16 protein-coding genes are annotated in these 16930 nt (G+C 58.3%); 8 read left to right on the top strand and 8 right to left on the bottom strand.

The features are described from left to right. The first annotated feature begins 8 nt into the window (after positions 1 to 8). The 4 genes from QZ298_RS03575 to QZ298_RS03590 all read left to right on the top strand — a co-directional run bounded on the left by QZ298_RS03575 (position 9) and on the right by QZ298_RS03590 (position 3504). Positions 9 to 866 (top strand): tetratricopeptide repeat protein, encoded by an 858-nt coding sequence (locus QZ298_RS03575; RefSeq protein ID WP_296005382.1) that lies wholly within the window; start codon positions 9 to 11, stop codon positions 864 to 866. Then, entirely contained in the window at positions 866 to 1462 is a 597-nt protein-coding gene (gene recR, locus QZ298_RS03580) for a recombination mediator RecR (RefSeq protein WP_296005385.1), read from the top strand. The genes QZ298_RS03575 and recR overlap by 1 nt, the downstream gene beginning before the upstream one ends. 102 nt (positions 1463 to 1564) lie before the next feature. Next, complete coding sequence (locus QZ298_RS03585; protein WP_296005387.1) at positions 1565 to 2563, top strand: malate dehydrogenase; 999 nt, start codon at positions 1565 to 1567, stop codon at positions 2561 to 2563. 224 nt (positions 2564 to 2787) lie between these two features. Beyond that, positions 2788 to 3504 (top strand): DUF5039 family protein, encoded by a 717-nt coding sequence (locus QZ298_RS03590; protein ID WP_296005389.1) that lies wholly within the window; start codon positions 2788 to 2790, stop codon positions 3502 to 3504. A gap of 173 nt (positions 3505 to 3677) precedes the next feature. On the opposite strand, the gene QZ298_RS03595 is transcribed toward QZ298_RS03590, so the two are convergent. Then, on the bottom strand, positions 3678 to 4118 hold the full coding sequence (locus QZ298_RS03595; protein WP_296005391.1) for an META domain-containing protein: 441 nt from the start codon (positions 4116 to 4118) through the stop codon (positions 3678 to 3680). A 142-nt stretch (positions 4119 to 4260) separates the two neighbouring features. Between QZ298_RS03595 and QZ298_RS03600 the strand changes: the two genes are divergently transcribed. Continuing rightward, positions 4261 to 4635 carry a RidA family protein gene (locus tag QZ298_RS03600; RefSeq protein ID WP_296005393.1) on the top strand — a complete coding sequence of 125 codons (375 nt, stop codon included), beginning with the start codon at positions 4261 to 4263 and terminating at the stop codon, positions 4633 to 4635. A gap of 382 nt (positions 4636 to 5017) precedes the next feature. After that, positions 5018 to 7570, top strand: a complete 2553-nt coding sequence (locus tag QZ298_RS03605; protein WP_296005395.1) for an adenosylcobalamin-dependent ribonucleoside-diphosphate reductase — start codon at positions 5018 to 5020, stop codon at positions 7568 to 7570. A gap of 174 nt (positions 7571 to 7744) precedes the next feature. Here the strand turns inward: QZ298_RS03605 and QZ298_RS03610 are convergent, their stop codons facing one another. Together QZ298_RS03610 and QZ298_RS03615 are read right to left on the bottom strand one after the other, a co-directional pair. After that, positions 7745 to 8017, bottom strand: a complete 273-nt coding sequence (locus tag QZ298_RS03610; RefSeq protein WP_363323889.1) for a DUF721 domain-containing protein — start codon at positions 8015 to 8017, stop codon at positions 7745 to 7747. 138 nt (positions 8018 to 8155) lie between these two features. Next, a complete protein-coding gene (locus QZ298_RS03615) occupies positions 8156 to 9409 on the bottom strand; it encodes a DNA replication/repair protein RecF (protein ID WP_296005400.1) in 1254 nt (417 codons plus the stop codon). A 218-nt stretch (positions 9410 to 9627) separates the two neighbouring features. Between QZ298_RS03615 and QZ298_RS03620 the strand changes: the two genes are divergently transcribed. Together QZ298_RS03620 and ribH are read left to right on the top strand one after the other, a co-directional pair. Next, positions 9628 to 10311 carry a tetratricopeptide repeat protein gene (locus QZ298_RS03620; protein ID WP_296005402.1) on the top strand — a complete coding sequence of 228 codons (684 nt, stop codon included), beginning with the start codon at positions 9628 to 9630 and terminating at the stop codon, positions 10309 to 10311. Between the two features lie 10 nt (positions 10312 to 10321). Further along, the gene (ribH, locus tag QZ298_RS03625) at positions 10322 to 10852 is read left to right on the top strand and encodes a 6,7-dimethyl-8-ribityllumazine synthase (protein WP_296005404.1); all 531 of its coding nucleotides are present in this window, start codon (positions 10322 to 10324) and stop codon (positions 10850 to 10852) included. A 165-nt stretch (positions 10853 to 11017) separates the two neighbouring features. Here the strand turns inward: ribH and QZ298_RS03630 are convergent, their stop codons facing one another. The 5 genes from QZ298_RS03630 to thrS form a co-directional block, all read right to left on the bottom strand. Further along, positions 11018 to 12370: a sodium-dependent transporter gene (locus QZ298_RS03630; protein WP_296005406.1), complete on the bottom strand. Its 1353-nt coding sequence runs from the start codon at positions 12368 to 12370 to the stop codon at positions 11018 to 11020. A gap of 22 nt (positions 12371 to 12392) precedes the next feature. After that, the gene (locus QZ298_RS03635; protein ID WP_296005408.1) at positions 12393 to 13046 is read right to left on the bottom strand and encodes an NTP transferase domain-containing protein; all 654 of its coding nucleotides are present in this window, start codon (positions 13044 to 13046) and stop codon (positions 12393 to 12395) included. A gap of 4 nt (positions 13047 to 13050) precedes the next feature. Then, complete coding sequence (locus tag QZ298_RS03640) at positions 13051 to 14052, bottom strand: acyltransferase (protein WP_296005410.1); 1002 nt, start codon at positions 14050 to 14052, stop codon at positions 13051 to 13053. A gap of 100 nt (positions 14053 to 14152) precedes the next feature. After that, positions 14153 to 14692, bottom strand: coding sequence for a translation initiation factor IF-3 (gene infC / locus QZ298_RS03645; protein WP_296005764.1), 540 nt, complete (start codon positions 14690 to 14692; stop codon positions 14153 to 14155). 145 nt (positions 14693 to 14837) lie between these two features. Then, entirely contained in the window at positions 14838 to 16790 is a 1953-nt protein-coding gene (gene thrS, locus QZ298_RS03650; protein ID WP_296005412.1) for a threonine--tRNA ligase, read from the bottom strand. Positions 16791 to 16930 lie beyond the last annotated feature (140 nt).

Genomic DNA, 16930 nt, shown 5'->3' on the forward strand with positions numbered 1-16930 from the left:
AAGTGTTTATGAGACGATTCATCATGGTTGTATGCGCCCTCGGTCTGGGCTGCGGCCTTGCGCAGGCGCAGGAAACACGGTCGGAGGAGTTCGCCGACATGCCGGCGCAGTCCGCTGCGGCTTCCGACGCTTTACCGACCCGGCAGGAGGAGACTCCGGCGGTGGAAGCGACCGTCGACAATTTGTGGGATCAAGCCAATACGGCCTATATCAACGGCGATTTCCATACTGCGGCCGACACCTACGAGCGGTTGCTCGCCCAAGGGGCGGTTTCCGGGAAGCTCTATTACAACCTGGCCAATGCTTGTTTCAAGGAGGATCGGTTGGGCAAGGCGGTTCTGTACTATCGGCGGGCCTTGCGTCTGACTCCCGGCAACGGCGACATCCGTTATAACCTCAGCGTGGCCGAAGCCCGCACGAAAGACCATATCGAGAAGATTCCCGAATTTTTCTTCGTCGTCTGGATGCGGGGCGTGCGGCAGATCATGAGCGGCTCGGCCTGGACGGGTTTGTCGCTCGCAGCGTTGGTCTGTGCGTTGGCTTTGTTTCTGCTTTATTTGTTGGCTCAGCGGTTGCCGTTGCGTAAGGCCGGGTTCTATGGAACGCTTGCCGCTGCGGTAATCTTCGTCTGCGCCACTTGTTTTGCTGCGGCTGAAAGGCGCGCAGCGCTCGATCGTACGCAGGCTGTGGTCATGGCGACGGCGGCCGCCGTGAAGAGTTCGCCCGACAAGTCGGCGACCGACCTTTTCGTCTTGCACGAAGGTACCGTCGTGCGTATCGCCGACCGGCTCGACGAGTGGTGCGAGATCGTGATCGACGACGGGAAGAAAGGGTGGCTGGAATGCCGTAAAATCGAGGTCATCTGATGTCGAAACTCTTGCAGGACGTGGTGGGCGAACTTTCGCTTCTGCCCGGTGTGGGGAAGCGCACGGCGTTGCGTCTGGCCATGCACATTTTGCGTATGGAACCCGAGGCCGTGGCGGAGATGACCCGCAGTATCGACCGTTTTCGCGGTCAAATCAAATATTGCGCACGTTGCAACAACCTTTCCGACGAGGAGGTGTGTCCGATCTGCGCCGACCAGGAGCGCGACCGTGCGACGGTGTGCGTCGTCGAGCAGGTGGCCGACGTGCTGTCGATCGAGAATACGCACCAGTACAAGGGGTTGTACCATGTCCTGGGCGGCGTGATTTCGCCCATGCAGGGCATTGCCCCTTCCGATCTGAAGATCGATCTGTTGTGCGACCGCATCGCGCAGGGCGGCATCAAGGAAGTGATCTTGGCCATTTCGACCTCGGTCGAGGGCGAAACGACGCTTTTTTACCTGATGAGTCGTTTGCGGCATTATTCTGGCTTGAAGATCACTTCGATCGCCCGCGGTATCGGCTTCGGCGATGAGTTGGAATATGTCGACGAACTGACCATCACGCATGCGTTGTTGAACCGTCGGGAGATCGAATGATGACAAAGCCTCCGTTCTTCTCCGAAAAGGGCGGGCGACCGCGATGTGCGGGCCGGGGCGGAAAATCGCTTGCAAACATAAAGATTCAATACATTGTTTATTATGGATTTCGTTACCAATGAAAAATTGACGATCGTCGGCGCAGCCGGTATGATCGGTTCCAACATGGCCCAGACTGCCTTGATGATGCGTCTGACGCCCAACATCTGCCTCTACGACCCTTTCGCTCCGGCGTTGGAGGGTGTGGTCGAGGAGTTGCGCCATTGCGCGTTCGAGGGCGTGAACATCACTTGGACGTCGGACATCGGCGATGCACTCACGGGGGCTTCCTATGTCGTTTCGTCGGGCGGAGCCGCCCGCAAGGCCGGTATGACGCGCGAAGACCTCTTGAAGGGCAATGCCGAGATCGCCGCCCAGCTGGGCAAGGACCTCAAGATGTATTGTCCCGATGTCAAGCACGTGGTCATCATTTTCAATCCTGCCGATATCACGGGTCTCGTGGCCTTGATCCATGGCGGGTTGCATCCGTCGCAGGTGTCGACTCTCGCGGCGCTCGATTCCACGCGTCTGCGCTCGGAGCTGGCCCTGTATTTCAAGATTTCGCCCGACGAAATCCGCAATTGCCGCACCTACGGCGGTCATGGCGAGCAGATGGCCGTTTTCGCCTCGACGACGCTCGTAGCCGGACGTCCGCTGTCGGAACTCATCGGTCATGAAATGCCCGAGGCCGACTGGCACGAGTTGCAGCGGCGGGTCATCCAGGGCGGCAAGCGCATCATCGAACTGCGCGGACGTTCGTCGTTCCAGAGTCCGGCCTACCTCTCGATCTGTATGATCGCGGCGGCCATGGGCGGCAAGCCGTTTACCTATCCGGCCGGCGTCTACGTGCATAACGACGAGTTCAAACATATCCTCATGGCCATGGAAACCTCCATCGGACCCGAGGGCGTCGAGTACAAGAACGTGCAGGGCACGCCCGAGGAGCACGCCGCACTTGTCGAGAGCTACAAGCATCTTTGCAAGCTCCGCGACGAGGTAATCGCCATGGGCATCATTCCGCCCGTCGAGGAGTGGCATAAGGTCAATCCTTATTTGAAGTAAGGATTCGGTGCTGAAAAATCGTGCTTCGGGGTTTCGGGGCGCGATTTTTTCGTATATTTGACTGCGCCCAAGATACTCGCGCTCGGCAAAATGCAAGCGAGCTTGCTTTTGCCCTCGCTTATTCGTATCTTTAAAAACTTTCTGCTCCTCCATTGCGTATTGACCGCCCTAATTAGATTTTGGTTGCTCTGTTTTTTGCTGTTTTTTATATGAAACTGTCAATTATGAAACGATGGATATTGGTGTTCGTGGCGTCCGTGCTCTGCTGGGGTGCGGCCGACGCGGCGAAGCCCAAGAAGAAACAGCCCAGCATCGAAGAGCTGGAGCGCAGGCTGGAGACGCTCGATGCGGAGCAGGAGCGCTTGACTATGGAATTGAGCCGGAAAAAGTGGGCGTGTTACATGATTCTGGCAGAACGCGAGGGCCGGGTGGTCCGGCTTTCGGACTATCCGGGCGTGAATTTGCAGGCCATTCGCGACAGCGTTCCGCAGATCGAAGCCTTGTATGAACATTATGCCGCGTGTTACAAGGCCTGGCAGGATGTCCTGCGCACAGCGCCCGAATACGAAAAGTTGCACAAGGAGTATCGATATGTGAAGGATCTGCCCAAGGAGAACCCCCGGGCCGTGGAAAACAAGATAGGCTACGATCGCATGTACGACAGCCTGCGAACCCATAATCCGGAGTATCGTCTTGCGATAGCCGCTCGCGACAAGGCGCTTTTCGACCGCGATATGGCTGTGTTGCGCCATGTGGTGGAGTGGTATCGGCAGCAAGGCCGCGAGATGCCTGTGCAGTCGGTCATTTCGATGAAGCAGATGAATGCGATTCGCAACGAGTGGCCCGAAGTGGAGCGGATGGAGGCCGAATCGAGGGCTTTGCAGTCGGTACGCTACGCTCTTTTCAAGCAGATTCAGGAGGCACGCTACGGTTTGGAGTAGCCGGGAAAATCCGTATAAATAGAGAAGCCGTCCCGATTTTTCGGGACGGCTTCGGTTTTGATGCGGCAACCTGCGATTTCGGAAATTTGCGACTTCGGTAACCTGCGGTTTCGGCAACTTGTGACTTCGGAAATCTGCGGCTTCGGTAACGGCGGCGTCAAGCCGTTGTTTTGTTATTTTTCGTCGGGTTCGGGGACTGCCTGCAAGACCGCCCGCAACTCGCCGTCGGCAAGCAGCAGGAGCATCGGCCCGTCCATGTCGTAGTGGGTCGTCGTTTCGAGCGCCCGGATGAACGCCTCTTCCTGGGGCAGATCGGGGCAGGTCATGCGTGTAGCGGCGATCGGGCCGAATTCGAGCGTGCGTTTCTTGTCCGTTGCATATTTGCCGCTCAGCCGGTTGCAGGCTCCCGTGCCGGTCAGTTCGTCGGCTGCCGCGAGCCGGAGGGTAAAGTGCCCGTTTTGCGGGCGGATGCTCCGGCCGCCGAGTTGGACGAGCTGCCACGTTGTGCCGACCAGCGGCCGGCGGGTCTTTTTCTGGTAGGAGCGGCAAGGGCAGCAGCCGGTCGCCAGCAAGGCGATGGCGATCGCCATTGTTATTTTTGCAAAGGTTTTCATCTTTTCTGTCGGTTGTTCGGCTGCAAATATAGAGAATAAATCGTATCTTTGTTTCGGAGCGCGGCATGAGAGCGTTCCGCAAAGCATTTATGGTATCCGGGAGTGCGGCCCGTAACGCGTATTCCCTCAAAACGAAATTCCTATGAAAAAGATCATTGCTTCGCCTCTGGCTCCCCAAGCCGTGGGGCCTTATTCGCAGGCTGTCGAGGCCGGCGGCGCACTCTATGTTTCGGGCCAACTGCCCATCGACGGTGCCACCGGCAAGATGGCCGAGGGCATCGAAGCCCAGACGCGGCAGTCATTGACGAATCTGGGCCATATCCTCGCCGAAGCGGGCTACGGGTTCAACAATGTAGTGAAGACCACCGTCTTGTTGCAACATATCTCCGACTTTGCGGCCATGAATGCCGTCTATGCCGAATTTTTTACCTCGCAAATGCCTGCCCGCATCTGCTTCGAAGTCGCCGCGCTCCCGATGGGCGCCCTGGTCGAAATCGACGCCGTGGCGGCAAAGTAAAACGACGGAAAAGTTGTATCCGTTGGTGTCGCGGGACGAGTGTTGAAAAACAGAAGGTCGCCGACCCGGCACAGGTTCGCACTCCTGTCGTTCGTGGTCGGGCGAATGGGTCGCAACGCCGCGCTGGCCGAATAATTACGAAAGCAAGGCGGAGATTGTAAAAACGGTTCCGGTCGTTCGCATTGAATAAATACATGTTGTTGAAATAGCCGGGTGCGGTGTGTTTCAGTTACTTGAAGCGCACTGCACCTTTTTGTAGATAATTTGTGTATAATTCGCGCCGCGATTGTTGGGATATTTGCCCGGAATGCGCCATCTTTGCAAAACCGTCCCCGTCGCAGGGACTTCCGAAAGGAACAATCAAAAAAGGTATCGATATATTATGGCAAAAGTTTCCAATCCGCCTGCTCCGCAGAAGGTCGACTACAACGACGCCGTGGCCGAATCGAAGGTCTACTTCGACGGCGACGAACTTGCCGCTACGGTGTGGGTCAGCAAATATGCCCTCAAGGATTCGTTCGGCAACATTTACGAGAAGTCGCCGCGGCAGATGCACGAGCGCATCGCCCGGGAGATCGCGCGGATCGAGAAAAAGTATCCCGATCCCATGTCGGCCGACGAAGTGTTCGCCTTGCTCGACCACTTCCGTTATGTCATTCCGCAGGGCGGCCCCATGACCGGTATCGGCAACGATTTCCAGGTCGCCTCGCTTTCCAATTGTTTCGTCATCGGGCACAAGAACCCCGCCGATTCCTATGGCGGCATCTTCCGCATGGACGAGGAGCAGGTGCAGCTCATGAAGCGGCGCGGCGGCGTGGGGCACGACCTCTCGCACATCCGCCCCACGGGCAGCCCCGTGCTCAACTCGGCCCTCACATCGACCGGTATCGTGCCTTTCATGGAGCGTTATTCCAATTCTACGCGCGAGGTGGCGCAGGACGGCCGGCGCGGTGCTCTGATGCTTTCATTGTCGATCAAGCATCCCGATGCCGAGCGGTTCATCGACGCGAAGGTCGACACCGGCAAAGTTACCGGCGCCAACGTCTCGATCAAGATCGACGACGAGTTCATGCGTGCCGCCGTCGCCGGCAAGAAGTACCGGCAGCAGTTCCCCATCGGTTCCGACAAGCCCAAGTACGAGCAGCAGATCGACGCCCGGAAGTTGTGGGAGAAGATCATCCACAATGCTTGGAAGTCGGCCGAACCGGGCGTGTTGTTCTGGGATACGATCATCCGCGAGAGCATCCCCGATTGCTATGCCGACGAGGGTTTCGTCACGGTTTCGACCAATCCGTGCGGCGAAATTCCCTTGTGTCCCTACGATTCGTGCCGTTTGCTGGCGCTCAATTTGTTGTCCTATGTCGACGATCCTTTTACCAAGCAGGCCAAGTTCAACTTCGCCAAGTTCAAGGAGCACGTAGCCAAGGCAATGCGCATGATGGACGACATCATCGACCTGGAGTTGGAGAAGGTCGAGCTGATCATCGAGAAGATCGCCGCCGACCCCGAGGACGAGGACGTGCGCCGCGTCGAGTTGGATTTGTGGAAAAAGATCCGGACGATGGCCCTCAAGGGGCGTCGCACAGGCCTGGGCATCACGGCCGAGGGCGACATGCTCGCCGCCTTGGGATTGCGCTACGGTTCCGATGAGGCCATCGCTTTCGCTGTCGAGGTGCAGAAGACCTTGGCCATCGAGGCTTACCGCGCGTCGGTCAAGATGGCCGGCGAGCGCGGCGCTTTCGCCGTCTACGACGCTGCCAAGGAGAAGAACAACCCCATGATCGAGCGCATCCGCGAGGCCGATCCCGAACTCTACGCCGAGATGGTCGGGAAGGGGCGCCGCAACATCGCCATGCTGACCATTGCGCCTACGGGCACTACGTCGCTCATGTCGCAGACCACGTCGGGCATCGAGCCGGTTTTCCGCACCGTCTACAAGCGGCGGCGCAAGATCAATCCTTCGGATCACGATACGCATGTCGATTTCGAGGACGAGACCGGCGAAAAGTTCCAGGAGTACAACGTCTACCACCATAATTTCGTCAAGTGGCTCGAAGCCAACGGTTACGACACCTCCCGGCTCGCTTCGATCTCCGACGACGAGTTGCAGCGGTGGGTCGAGGCGTCGCCCTACCACAAGGCCACGGCCAACGACATCGACTGGGTGGCCAAGGTCAAGATGCAGGGTGCCATCCAGAAGTGGGTCGACCATTCGATCTCCGTCACGGTCAACCTGCCCAACAACGTCTCGGAGGAGTTGGTCGCCGATGTTTATCGTACGGCTTGGGAGTGCGGTTGCAAGGGTGTGACGGTCTATCGCGACGGCTGCCGCGAGGGCGTGTTGATCGAGAAGGGCGCCAAGTCCAAGCGCAAATGCGAGGAGCATCCCGGGCAGGCGCCCAAGCGTCCCAAGTCGATTCCGGCCGACATCGTGCGGTTCAAGAACGGTTCGGAGGACTGGATCGCTTTCGTCGGGTTGCAGGACGGTCGCCCCTACGAGGTCTTTACCGGCAAGATCGAGGAGGACGCCATGTATATTCCCCGCAAGATTACCAAGGGTTTCATCATCAAGGTGCGCGAGGAGGACGGCACGAAGCGTTACGACTTTCAGTATAAGGATCGCTACGGGTATACGAATACTATCGGCGGCATTTCGCGTCTGTTCAACGAGGAGTTCTGGAACTATGCCAAACTCATCTCCGGCGTTCTGCGCCACGGCATGCCCATCGAGAAAACCGTGTCGCTCATCGAGTCGCTGCATCTCGACAGCGAGTCGATCAACACCTGGAAGACGGGCGTTTGCCGCGCCATCAAGCGTTATATTGCCGACGGCACCAAGTCCAAAGGCAAGTGTCCCTCGTGCGGACAGGAGAACATGGCCTACCAGAACGGTTGCCTTACCTGCATGTCGTGCGGCTATTCCAAGTGCGGTTGATGAACCGTCCGGCCCGGTACGAAAAGGCCGGAAAGTGCAATTGAAGTTCTCTTTTTCAGAAGATTCGCCCCTGCTGCAAACGGATGCGGCAGGGGTAAATTTTGGTGCTTCGGTGTGCGACGTGCGTTTTGCGCGGGGACGCTGGGCGATCTTCGTGCAAAAAGGGGTGGGTTTTTATCTGATGATTACCGCATTGACGATCCGCACGCCCGAGCGGCGGTTGATTTCGTCGCGCAGCGCATCGCGCTGGTAGAAAAGCTCCGTGCGCAGGACGCCCGATTGGATACGCACATGCAGGATGTGTCTTTCCAGCCGCAGGTCGGTCGTCAGGTCTGCGGCCCGGTCGCCGACGATGGCCCGCCACGTCTCGGGCAGTTTGCCCTCGGCTACTTTGGCGGCGATGTGGGGACGGCGGAAAAATTCGTCCAGCAGGTCGCCCATCAGCATGGTTTTCGTGCGTCTCATCGGGGGTAGGAAAGAGTCGGAGAATATTCAGAGGAATCGAAAAGATACGGAGCGATTCAATGCGATCCGGATGGATTCGAATGATTCAGTAAGTTAGAGGATTTGAGGGCGCAAGGCGATTCAGCGGGTTCGAGGGGGTATGCCCGGATTGCCGGATTCGTTCGGGTTGTCTGGGTTGTTCGGATTATCCGGTTCGTTCGGTTCGACGGGTTCGTTTAGTTTATTTGATTCGTCGGATTCTTCTGGTTCGTTCTGTCCCATATCTTTTGCGTTCGCCGTGTCGTTGGCCGGATGCACTTCGCCGGCTTCGACCCGGAACAGTGCGTATTCGCCTCCGGCCTTGTCGAGGATCGCTTTCAGACGCGTGGGGTTGCAGTCGGTAATGAAGATCTGGCCGAAAGCTTCATTTGCTACCAGGCGGATCAGCTGTTCCACGCGCCCGGCATCCAGTTTGTCGAACAAGTCGTCCAGAAGCAGGAGCGGTTTTTCGCCGCACGCTTCCGCCACAATGGCGTATTGCGCCAGTTTCAGTGCGATCAAAAACGATTTTTGTTGTCCCTGCGAGCCATATTTGCGCAGAGGATAGCCTCCGATCCGGAGCGTGAGGTCGTCGCGATGGATGCCCGAGGTGGTAAATTCGTTTGCCAGGTCTTTCTGTCGGGCGGCCAGCAGCACCTCGTCGAACCGGCGTTCGTTCAACTCCGACTTGTAGTGCAGTTCCACTTGCTCGCGGTCGCCCGAGAGGGTGCGGTAATATTCCGCCACGACGGGTTGCAGCCGTTCGACGAATGCCTGCCGTGCGGCATGGATTTTCGTGCCGTGTTCGGCGAGCTGGCGGTCGTAGATCGAGAGCATCGTCTCGTCGGGCCGCATCTTCAGCAGCCGGTTGCGCTCGCCCAGCACAGCGTTGTAGCGCATCACGGAGCCGAGGTAGGCGCGGTCGAGCTGCGCGATGCAGGCGTTCAGGTAGCGGCGCCGTTCGTCGGCCGCATCGCTGATCAGGGCGCTGTCCGCCGGCGACACGATCACTGCGGGCACCAGCCCCACATGGTCGGCCAGGCGGTCGTATTCCTTGCCGTTGCGTTTGAGTACCTTCCCGGCCTTGCGCGAAAACGAACAGACGACCTGCTCGGCCTTCTCCGCATCGGAGCGGTAGAGACCTTCGATCATGAAGAAATCCGTGCCGTGGAGGATGCTTTGCGTGTCGGTCATGGGCAGCGACGACTTGCACATCGAAAGATAGTACACTGCGTCGATGACGTTGGTCTTGCCTGTGCCGTTGTCGCCCACCAGACAATTCACGCCCGGACAGAAGGTCAGCTCCTGGCGGGCGATGTTTTTGAAATTGAGCAGCGATAGTTTTTTCAGGCGCATGGGCGGATGCGATGTTTCGCGATGCGAAGTTACAAAAAATCCCCGATACGGCATTGTACATTGTGAATAGTTTTGTATCTTTGCGACGATCGGCCGGGTTCCGGCCGTCGCTCGGACAGACGGCGCCTCGGCAGGGTCGGACGTGATTTTCTGCATGAGGGTTCGCGCTGTCTTCGTCGCTTTTTTACGCATTATATTAATTAAACATTTTTTTCGATATGGCAAATCAGCAAGCAGCCGGGCAGGAATCCCTCGGCCAAGCAATGAACAAAACCGAGTTGTTTCTGGAGAGGAACGGCCGCACGATGTCGTACGTGATTCTTGCCTTGTTTCTTCTCGCCGCGCTGATCTATGGTTATCGGGCGATGATCGTCGCTCCGCGCGCCGAGAAGGCTGCCGCGATGATCGCTCAGGCGCAGAGCCGTTTCGAGAGCGAAACGCCCGATTACGAATTGTCGCTCTTGGGCGACGCCAACGGTGCCGGATTCCTGGAAGTCATCGAGCAGTTCGGCGGCACGCCCTCGGGCAACCTCGCCAAGCATTATGCCGGCATCTGTTACCTGCGGACGGGCGATCTGGAGAATGCTGCCGCCTATCTGGCCAAGTTCTCGCCCGTTTCGGGGATTCCCGGGGCGATTATCAATGCCCAGAACTTCGGTTTGCAGGGCGATGTGGCCGTCGAGCAGCAGGATTATGCCAAGGCCGTGAAGTTCTACAACAAGGCTGTGAAGGCTTCCGACAACAACTTGACTGCCCCGATGTATTTGCGCAAGGCGGCTCTTGCCGAGCAAGCGTTGGGCCATGCGGCCCAGGCTGCGGCTCTGCTGGAGCAGTTGTTGGCTTCCTATCCCATGTCGATGGAAGCCCGCGAGGCCGAGAAGTTGTTGGGCGGCGTAAATTGACCTGTCGACGATGGCAACCCGCAATCATAATCTTTCGAGGTTCGACGCTCCGCTGCCGTCGGCGGCCGATATGAGTTTCGGCATCGTCGTGGCCGAGTGGAACCGCGAGGTGACGGAAGCCTTGTTGGAGGGCGCCGTGCGCACCCTGCGTGCTGCCGGTTGCTCCGATCTGAATATTCAGATCAAGTATGTGCCCGGCACATTCGAACTGGCGCTCGGCGCGCAGTTCTTCGCCGAATATACGGATGTCGACGCTGTGATCGCTTTGGGCTGCGTCGTTCGGGGCGACACGCCGCATTTCGATTACGTATGCCAGGGTGTGACCCAGGGTATCACGCAGTTGCAGTTGCAGTGGAACATTCCCATCGCTTTCGGCGTCTTGACGGTCGAGGATATGCAACAGGCGCTCGACCGCTGCGGCGGGCGCTTGGGCAACAAGGGCGACGAAGCGGCGGCGGCGGCCATCAACATGGTAAAGTTGCAGATCGACATGGATGCTGCGTCGCCTGACAGGGAACCTGATAGACGGAACATCAATTAAAACAGAAAAGAGTTGCTATGAAAGGCAACTCTTTTTTATATCTATATTTTTGGTGCGTTCATTTATTTTTCGACGTATCCGATTTTTCAATCCATCTGTTTTTTGTATTTCGATCGCTTGCTGCCGGATCCGAGTAATCTGTTTTTTTCGGACGATCGTTTCGGGTTATTTTTTGAATAGTCCTAAGTTGTCCAAGAAGACTATCAGCAGGATCGCCGGGCATATATATCGGAGCAGGAAGTAGAAAAGCCGTTCGATGTGGAACGGCAGGCGGCCGTCGTTGGTAATTTGTGCCCGGAGGCTTTTCCGTTCCATGCACCAGCCCACGAAGATGCATGTGAAGAATCCGCCGACCGGCAGCAGGATGTTGGCCGTGAGGTAGTCGAGCGAATCGAAAAGATCGAGACCGCCGATTCTCCAGTCGTTCAATACGCCCAGTGAGAGTGATGCTAAGGCGCTCAGGGCCAGTGTCGATGCGGTTGTTGTCCAGGCTGCCGCCCGGCGGTTCAGATGCCATTCTTCGTGCAGGTAGGCCGTGATGACTTCGTGCAGCGAAATAGTCGAGGTAAGCGCTGCGACGATCAGCAGCAGGAAGAAAACCGACGACCAGACCATGCTCCAGGGCATGTCGTTGAAGATGCCGGGCAGCGTGACGAAAACCAGCGGCGGCCCGGCCGAAGGTGCGATGCCGACGCTGAAGACCGCCGGGAAGATCACGATGCCCGCCAGCAGGGCTACCAGCGTGTCGAGGATCGTCACGTTGAGGGCTGTTCGCCGTAGGTCGGTGTCGGGTTTGAAATACGCGGCGTAGGTTACCATCGTGCCGATGCCGATCGAGAGCGAGAAGAACGCTTGTCCCAGAGCGACCAGCAGGGTGGCTGGGGTAACTTTCGAGAAGTCCGGTTGCAGGAAGAAGCGCAGCCCTTCGCTGCTGCCGGGCATCAACAGCGAATGTACGGCCAGTGCGACCAAGATGATGAACAGCAGCGGCATGAGCACTTTGGCCGAGCGTTCGATCCCTTTCTGTACGCCTAAAGCGATCACGAAGTGTGTCGCCAGCACGAACAGAGAGGTGTAGAGCAGCGGCCGCCACGGGTTGCGGATGAAGTTTTCGAACATTGCCGCATAGGCTTCGGCCGAGCCGAGGCGGCCCAGTTCGCCTGTGACGGAGTGCACCATGTATTCAGCCGTCCATCCCGAGACCACGAAGTAGAAGCCCAGAATCAGGAAAGCCGCCAGTACGCCGTTGTAGCCCAGAATGCTCCAGCGGGGATCGAGTGTCCGGTAGGCGCCTACTGCGTTGCGGTGCGTGGCGCGTCCTACCGTGAATTCGGCGATCATCAGCGGCAGCCCCAGCAACAGCACGCAGAGGATGTAGATCGCCAGAAAGGCGCCGCCGCCGTTGTTGCCCGCGACGTAGGGGAAGCGCCAGATGTTGCCCAAGCCCACCGAACTGCCGGCAGCGACAAGTACGGCGCTCAATTTGCCTCCCAGAGTGGCGCGCTGCATTCGATTCATACCCACCGTTTTACTTTTTCATTTACCGGTGGATGCCACGGGTTGCAGCGATCGTTTCGGCCAGAGCGAAGTCCTCCGGATAGTCGATGTCCATTCCCTCGATGCGGTCGACGATGGCCAAGTAGGGGCGGTCGCCGATGCGGCGGCGGTGTTCGCACCACAGCGGGCGCGGGAAGATGAAAAAGGCGCTCGTCTCGATGTAGACCGGCTCGATGGTCTGCGTGCGGGGGATGTTGTCGAGCGAGTAGTTGAGCGGGCGGCCTTCGTACCAGGCGAAAGTTTGTATTTTCTCGGCACTGAACGCCGAGTCGTACTCGCCCGAGCGGATTTTTTCGATCGCTCCGTCGATCGTTTCCGGACGGATGAACGGCGAGGTCGCATGCGCCAGAACATAGAGGTCGGCCTCCACTTCGGAGGTAAAGGCGTCGTAGATTTCGCGGCCCAGCGTCGTGTCGCGATCCAGCGTCTCGCTGCGGCGCAGGAACCGCACCCCGGCCGGCAACAGGGGGCGTATGCGTTCGTCGCTGCAAAAGACGTATGTTTCGTCGATGTGCCGTGTCCGGAGCAAAGTCCGGAGTATGTGGCACAGCAGCGGTTCGCCACCCAGCAGCCGCAGGTTCTTGCCCTCGACGCGCTGGCTGTTCAGCCGGATGGGAACGAATGCTACGGTTTTCATCGGTTCATTGTACTAAAAGGTTGCAGCCCCGGATTTCGGCATGGTCGATGCGGCCTTCGATCTCGAACGAGCCGTCGTGGAACACGCGGCCCGCGTCCTGCGTCTCGATGAACGCACACGACCAGCGGTTGGCCAGGTCGGCAATGTTCATGCCTCCGCGTGTGCCGGCCGGCAAAAGATCGAACGGGTCGTTGATGTCGCGTGTCGTAACGCGCATCCAGCTTGGGCAGCGGAAGCGGTTGTTGCCTGCGGAGTAGGCCTGCGAGGTAAGCTCTGCCATGCCGTATTCCGAGTGGATTTCCGCGACGCCGAATGCCCGACAGAGTATCGCATGGAATTCTTCCTTGGGCAGTTCTTCGCGGTAGCCTTTCATGCCGCCCGTCTCCATCACGACGGTGTCGTGCAGTTTCGGCGCATGTTTCTCCGCAAGCTCCCATAGTGCGTAGCTCACGCCCAGGAGGATTTTCGGCTTCGGGTCGGCGGCCATGTCGCGCAGCAGGGCTTCGTGGTCGTCCAGATAGAAGCCGCCCGAGCCGCAGTCGCCGATCAGGCGGTCGGCCATGTAGACCAGCGACGATCCTTTGCGCCGCAGGTAGTTGGGCAGCAGCGCGTAGAGACTCCAGCGGGCCGGATCGCCGTAGAACGTGCGGAACGAAGCGCGGAACGCCTCCTCGTAGAGTGCCAGCGAGCGCATCGGGTGGCGCGAGGGTGTCATTCCCGTTGTGGCGCTCGACGTGAAGACGATTTCCGGCTCGCGGTCGCCGCAGTAGACGTCGTGCGTCTTGAAAAGCTCGATCGGCAGGTAGGGAATCTTCCGCCAGGAGTCCACACGGTCGGTCTCCACGCCGATGAGCGACAGGTATTCGCGGTAGGGCGGGCATTCGACCGCTTGGCGGCGGAACAATTCCAGTGCCGCCCGTTCGAATGCCTCGTCGGATCGGATGTCGAATATGTTGCCCGTGTCGGTCATGGATGCAAAGGTAGTGAAAATCGGGAAAAAATCCATCGTAGCCCCGTGGGCCATCGATCCGCTCCCGAAAAACGACGCCAGGACAATTCGATTCGGTTGTCCTGGCGGTCGTCGTTGGTGTTTTCGGCCTGCGGCTCTATTTCTTGCCTTTCGGTGCAAGCATCATGTTCATCTTTTTGCCGTCGAGCTTGGGCATCATCTCCACTTTGGCGATCTCCTCCAGGTCGGTGGCGAAGCGGAGCAGCAGAATTTCGCCCTGCTCCTTGAAGACGATCGAGCGGCCGCGGAAGAAGACGTAGGCTTTGACTTTTGCGCCCTCCTTGAGGAAGTTTTCCGCATGCTTGAGCTTGAAATTATAGTCGTGGTCGTCGGTCTGGGGGCCGAAGCGGATCTCCTTGATCGTGACTTTTACCTGGTTGGCTTTCAGCTCCTTGGCTTTTTTCTTTTGCTGATAGAGGAACTTTTGATAGTCGGCGATGCGGCAAACGGGAGGATCGGCCTTGGGCGAGATTTCGATCAAGTCCAGCTCCATGTCGTCGGCCAGGCGCAGAGCCTCGCGGATCGACAGAACCTGCGGCTGCTCGATGTTTTCGCCCACCACGCGCACCTCGGGAGCGGTAATCTCCGAGTTGATGCGATGGGGATTCTCTTTGACGGGCGGTCTACGCCCGGCGATGCGGTTGCCGGCTGCCGGTTTCGGCCGGTTGTTCCCGGGGTTGAACGGCCTCGGCGGGAACGGTTTTGGTGCTGCGATAGTTGTAATGTATTAGTTAATGGTACGAATGTGCTTGTTTGATATGCGGCCCGTGCCGCAGTCGGATTTATTCTTTTTTCATTTTGTTGGCTTCGGTCTCGGCCTTTACCAGCCCGGCTATGCGGTCGCGGAAAGCCTCCATCGTCATCTGGCCCTGGTCGCCTTCGCCTTGTGCGCGTACGGAAACCAGTCCTTCGGCCTCCTCTTTTTCGCCTACGATCAGCAGGTAGGGGATGCGTTTGAGTTCGTTGTCGCGGATCTTGCGGCCGATCTTCTCGTTGCGGTCGTCGATCTGCGCACGGATGTCGTTGGCGTTCAGGTAGTCGACAACCTTCTGCGCATAGTCGTTGAACTTCTCCGAGATGGGCAGTATTACTGCTTGGTCGGGCGAGAGCCACAGCGGGAACTTGCCGCCCGTGTGCTCCAGCAGCACGGCCACGAAGCGTTCCATCGAGCCGAACGGCGCGCGGTGGATCATGATCGGGCGGTGGAGCTTGTCATCGGCACCCTTGTAGGTCAGGTCGAAACGCTCGGGCAGGTTGTAGTCCACCTGGATCGTTCCCAGCTGCCATTTGCGGCCGATGGCATCCTTGACCATGAAGTCGAGCTTCGGCCCGTAGAATGCCGCTTCGCCGTATTCCACCACGGTGTTGAGTCCTTTCTCCTTGGCAGCCTGCATGATCGCCGATTCGGCTTTCTCCCAATTTTCGTCCGAGCCGATGTATTTCTCGGTGTTGTTGGGATCGCGCAGCGAAATCTGTGCCGTATAGTCGTCGAACTTCAGCGTCTTGAAAATGTAGAGCACAATGTCGATCACGCGTTCGAACTCTTCGAGCAGTTGATCCGGCCGCACGAAGAGGTGGGCGTCGTCCTGCGTGAAGCCGCGTACGCGCGTCAGACCGTGCAGCTCGCCCGACTGTTCGTAGCGGTAGACGGTGCCGAATTCGGCCAGACGCACCGGCAGTTCCTTGTAGGAGCGCGGTTTCGAGCGGTAGATTTCGCAGTGGTGCGGGCAGTTCATCGGCTTGAGCAGGTATTCTTCGCCTTCGATCGGGGTGTGGATCGGCTGGAACGAGTCCTTGCCGTATTTGGCATAGTGGCCCGAGGTCACGTAGAGTTCCTTGTTGCCGATATGGGGCGTGATGACCTGCTGGTAGCCGTACTCTTTCTGCACGCCGCGCAGGAACTGCTCCAGCCGGTCGCGCAGGGCGGCGCCTTTGGGCAGCCACAACGGCAGACCCTGACCTACGCGCTGCGAGAACGTGAAGAGTTCGAGGTCTTTGCCCAGTTTGCGGTGGTCGCGTTTTTTGGCCTCCTCCATCATGGCGAGGTATTCGTCGAGCATCGATTTCTTGGGGAACGCGATGCCGTAGATGCGCGTCAGCATCTTGTTCTTCTCGTTGCCGCGCCAGTAGGCACCCGCCACCGAGGTAAGTTTGATCGCCTTGATATAGCCCGTGTTAGGGATGTGGGGGCCGCGGCACAGGTCGGTAAAGCTGCCGTTGGTGTAGAACGAGATCGTGCCGTCCTCCAGATCGGAGATCAGCTCGATCTTATACGGGTCGCCCTTTTCGGTAAAGGTCTTCAGCGCTTCGGCCTTGGGCACTTCGCGGCGGACGAGTTCTTCTTTGTTGCGGGCCAGCTCCTGCATCTTCTGTTCGATCTTCTCCAGATCGGATTCAGTGATGGGCGCCGGGCTGTCGACGTCATAGTAGAAGCCGTTTTCGATGGCCGGGCCGATGCCGAACTTGATGCCCGGATAGAGCGCTTCGAGCGCCTCGGCCAGCAGGTGCGACGAGGTGTGCCAGAAAGCGTGCTTGCCCTCGGCGTCGTCCCACTTGTAGAATTTGATCGAAGCGTCTTCTTCGATCGGGCGCGTCATGTCGGTCGTCGCGCCGTTTACCGAAGCGGCCAGAGAGTCGGCAGCTAAACGAGGGCTGATGCTCTCGGCGATCCGGTAGGCAGTCGTTCCCTTTTCGAACTCGCGGACGGAGCCGTCGGGAAAAGTGATTTTGATCATTTCGGTGTTATGAATTGGTTTTCGGGCCTTTGACGCTTCCACAATTACGAGACGGAATACGCCGCCGGTGCCGGTTGTCATGGTGCAAAGTTAAGAATATTCTTCGGATTTCGCCAGCTTGCAGGCCTGGAAATCGCTCG

Source organism: uncultured Alistipes sp., assembly GCF_910580175.1.
GTDB lineage: Bacteria > Bacteroidota > Bacteroidia > Bacteroidales > Rikenellaceae > Alistipes.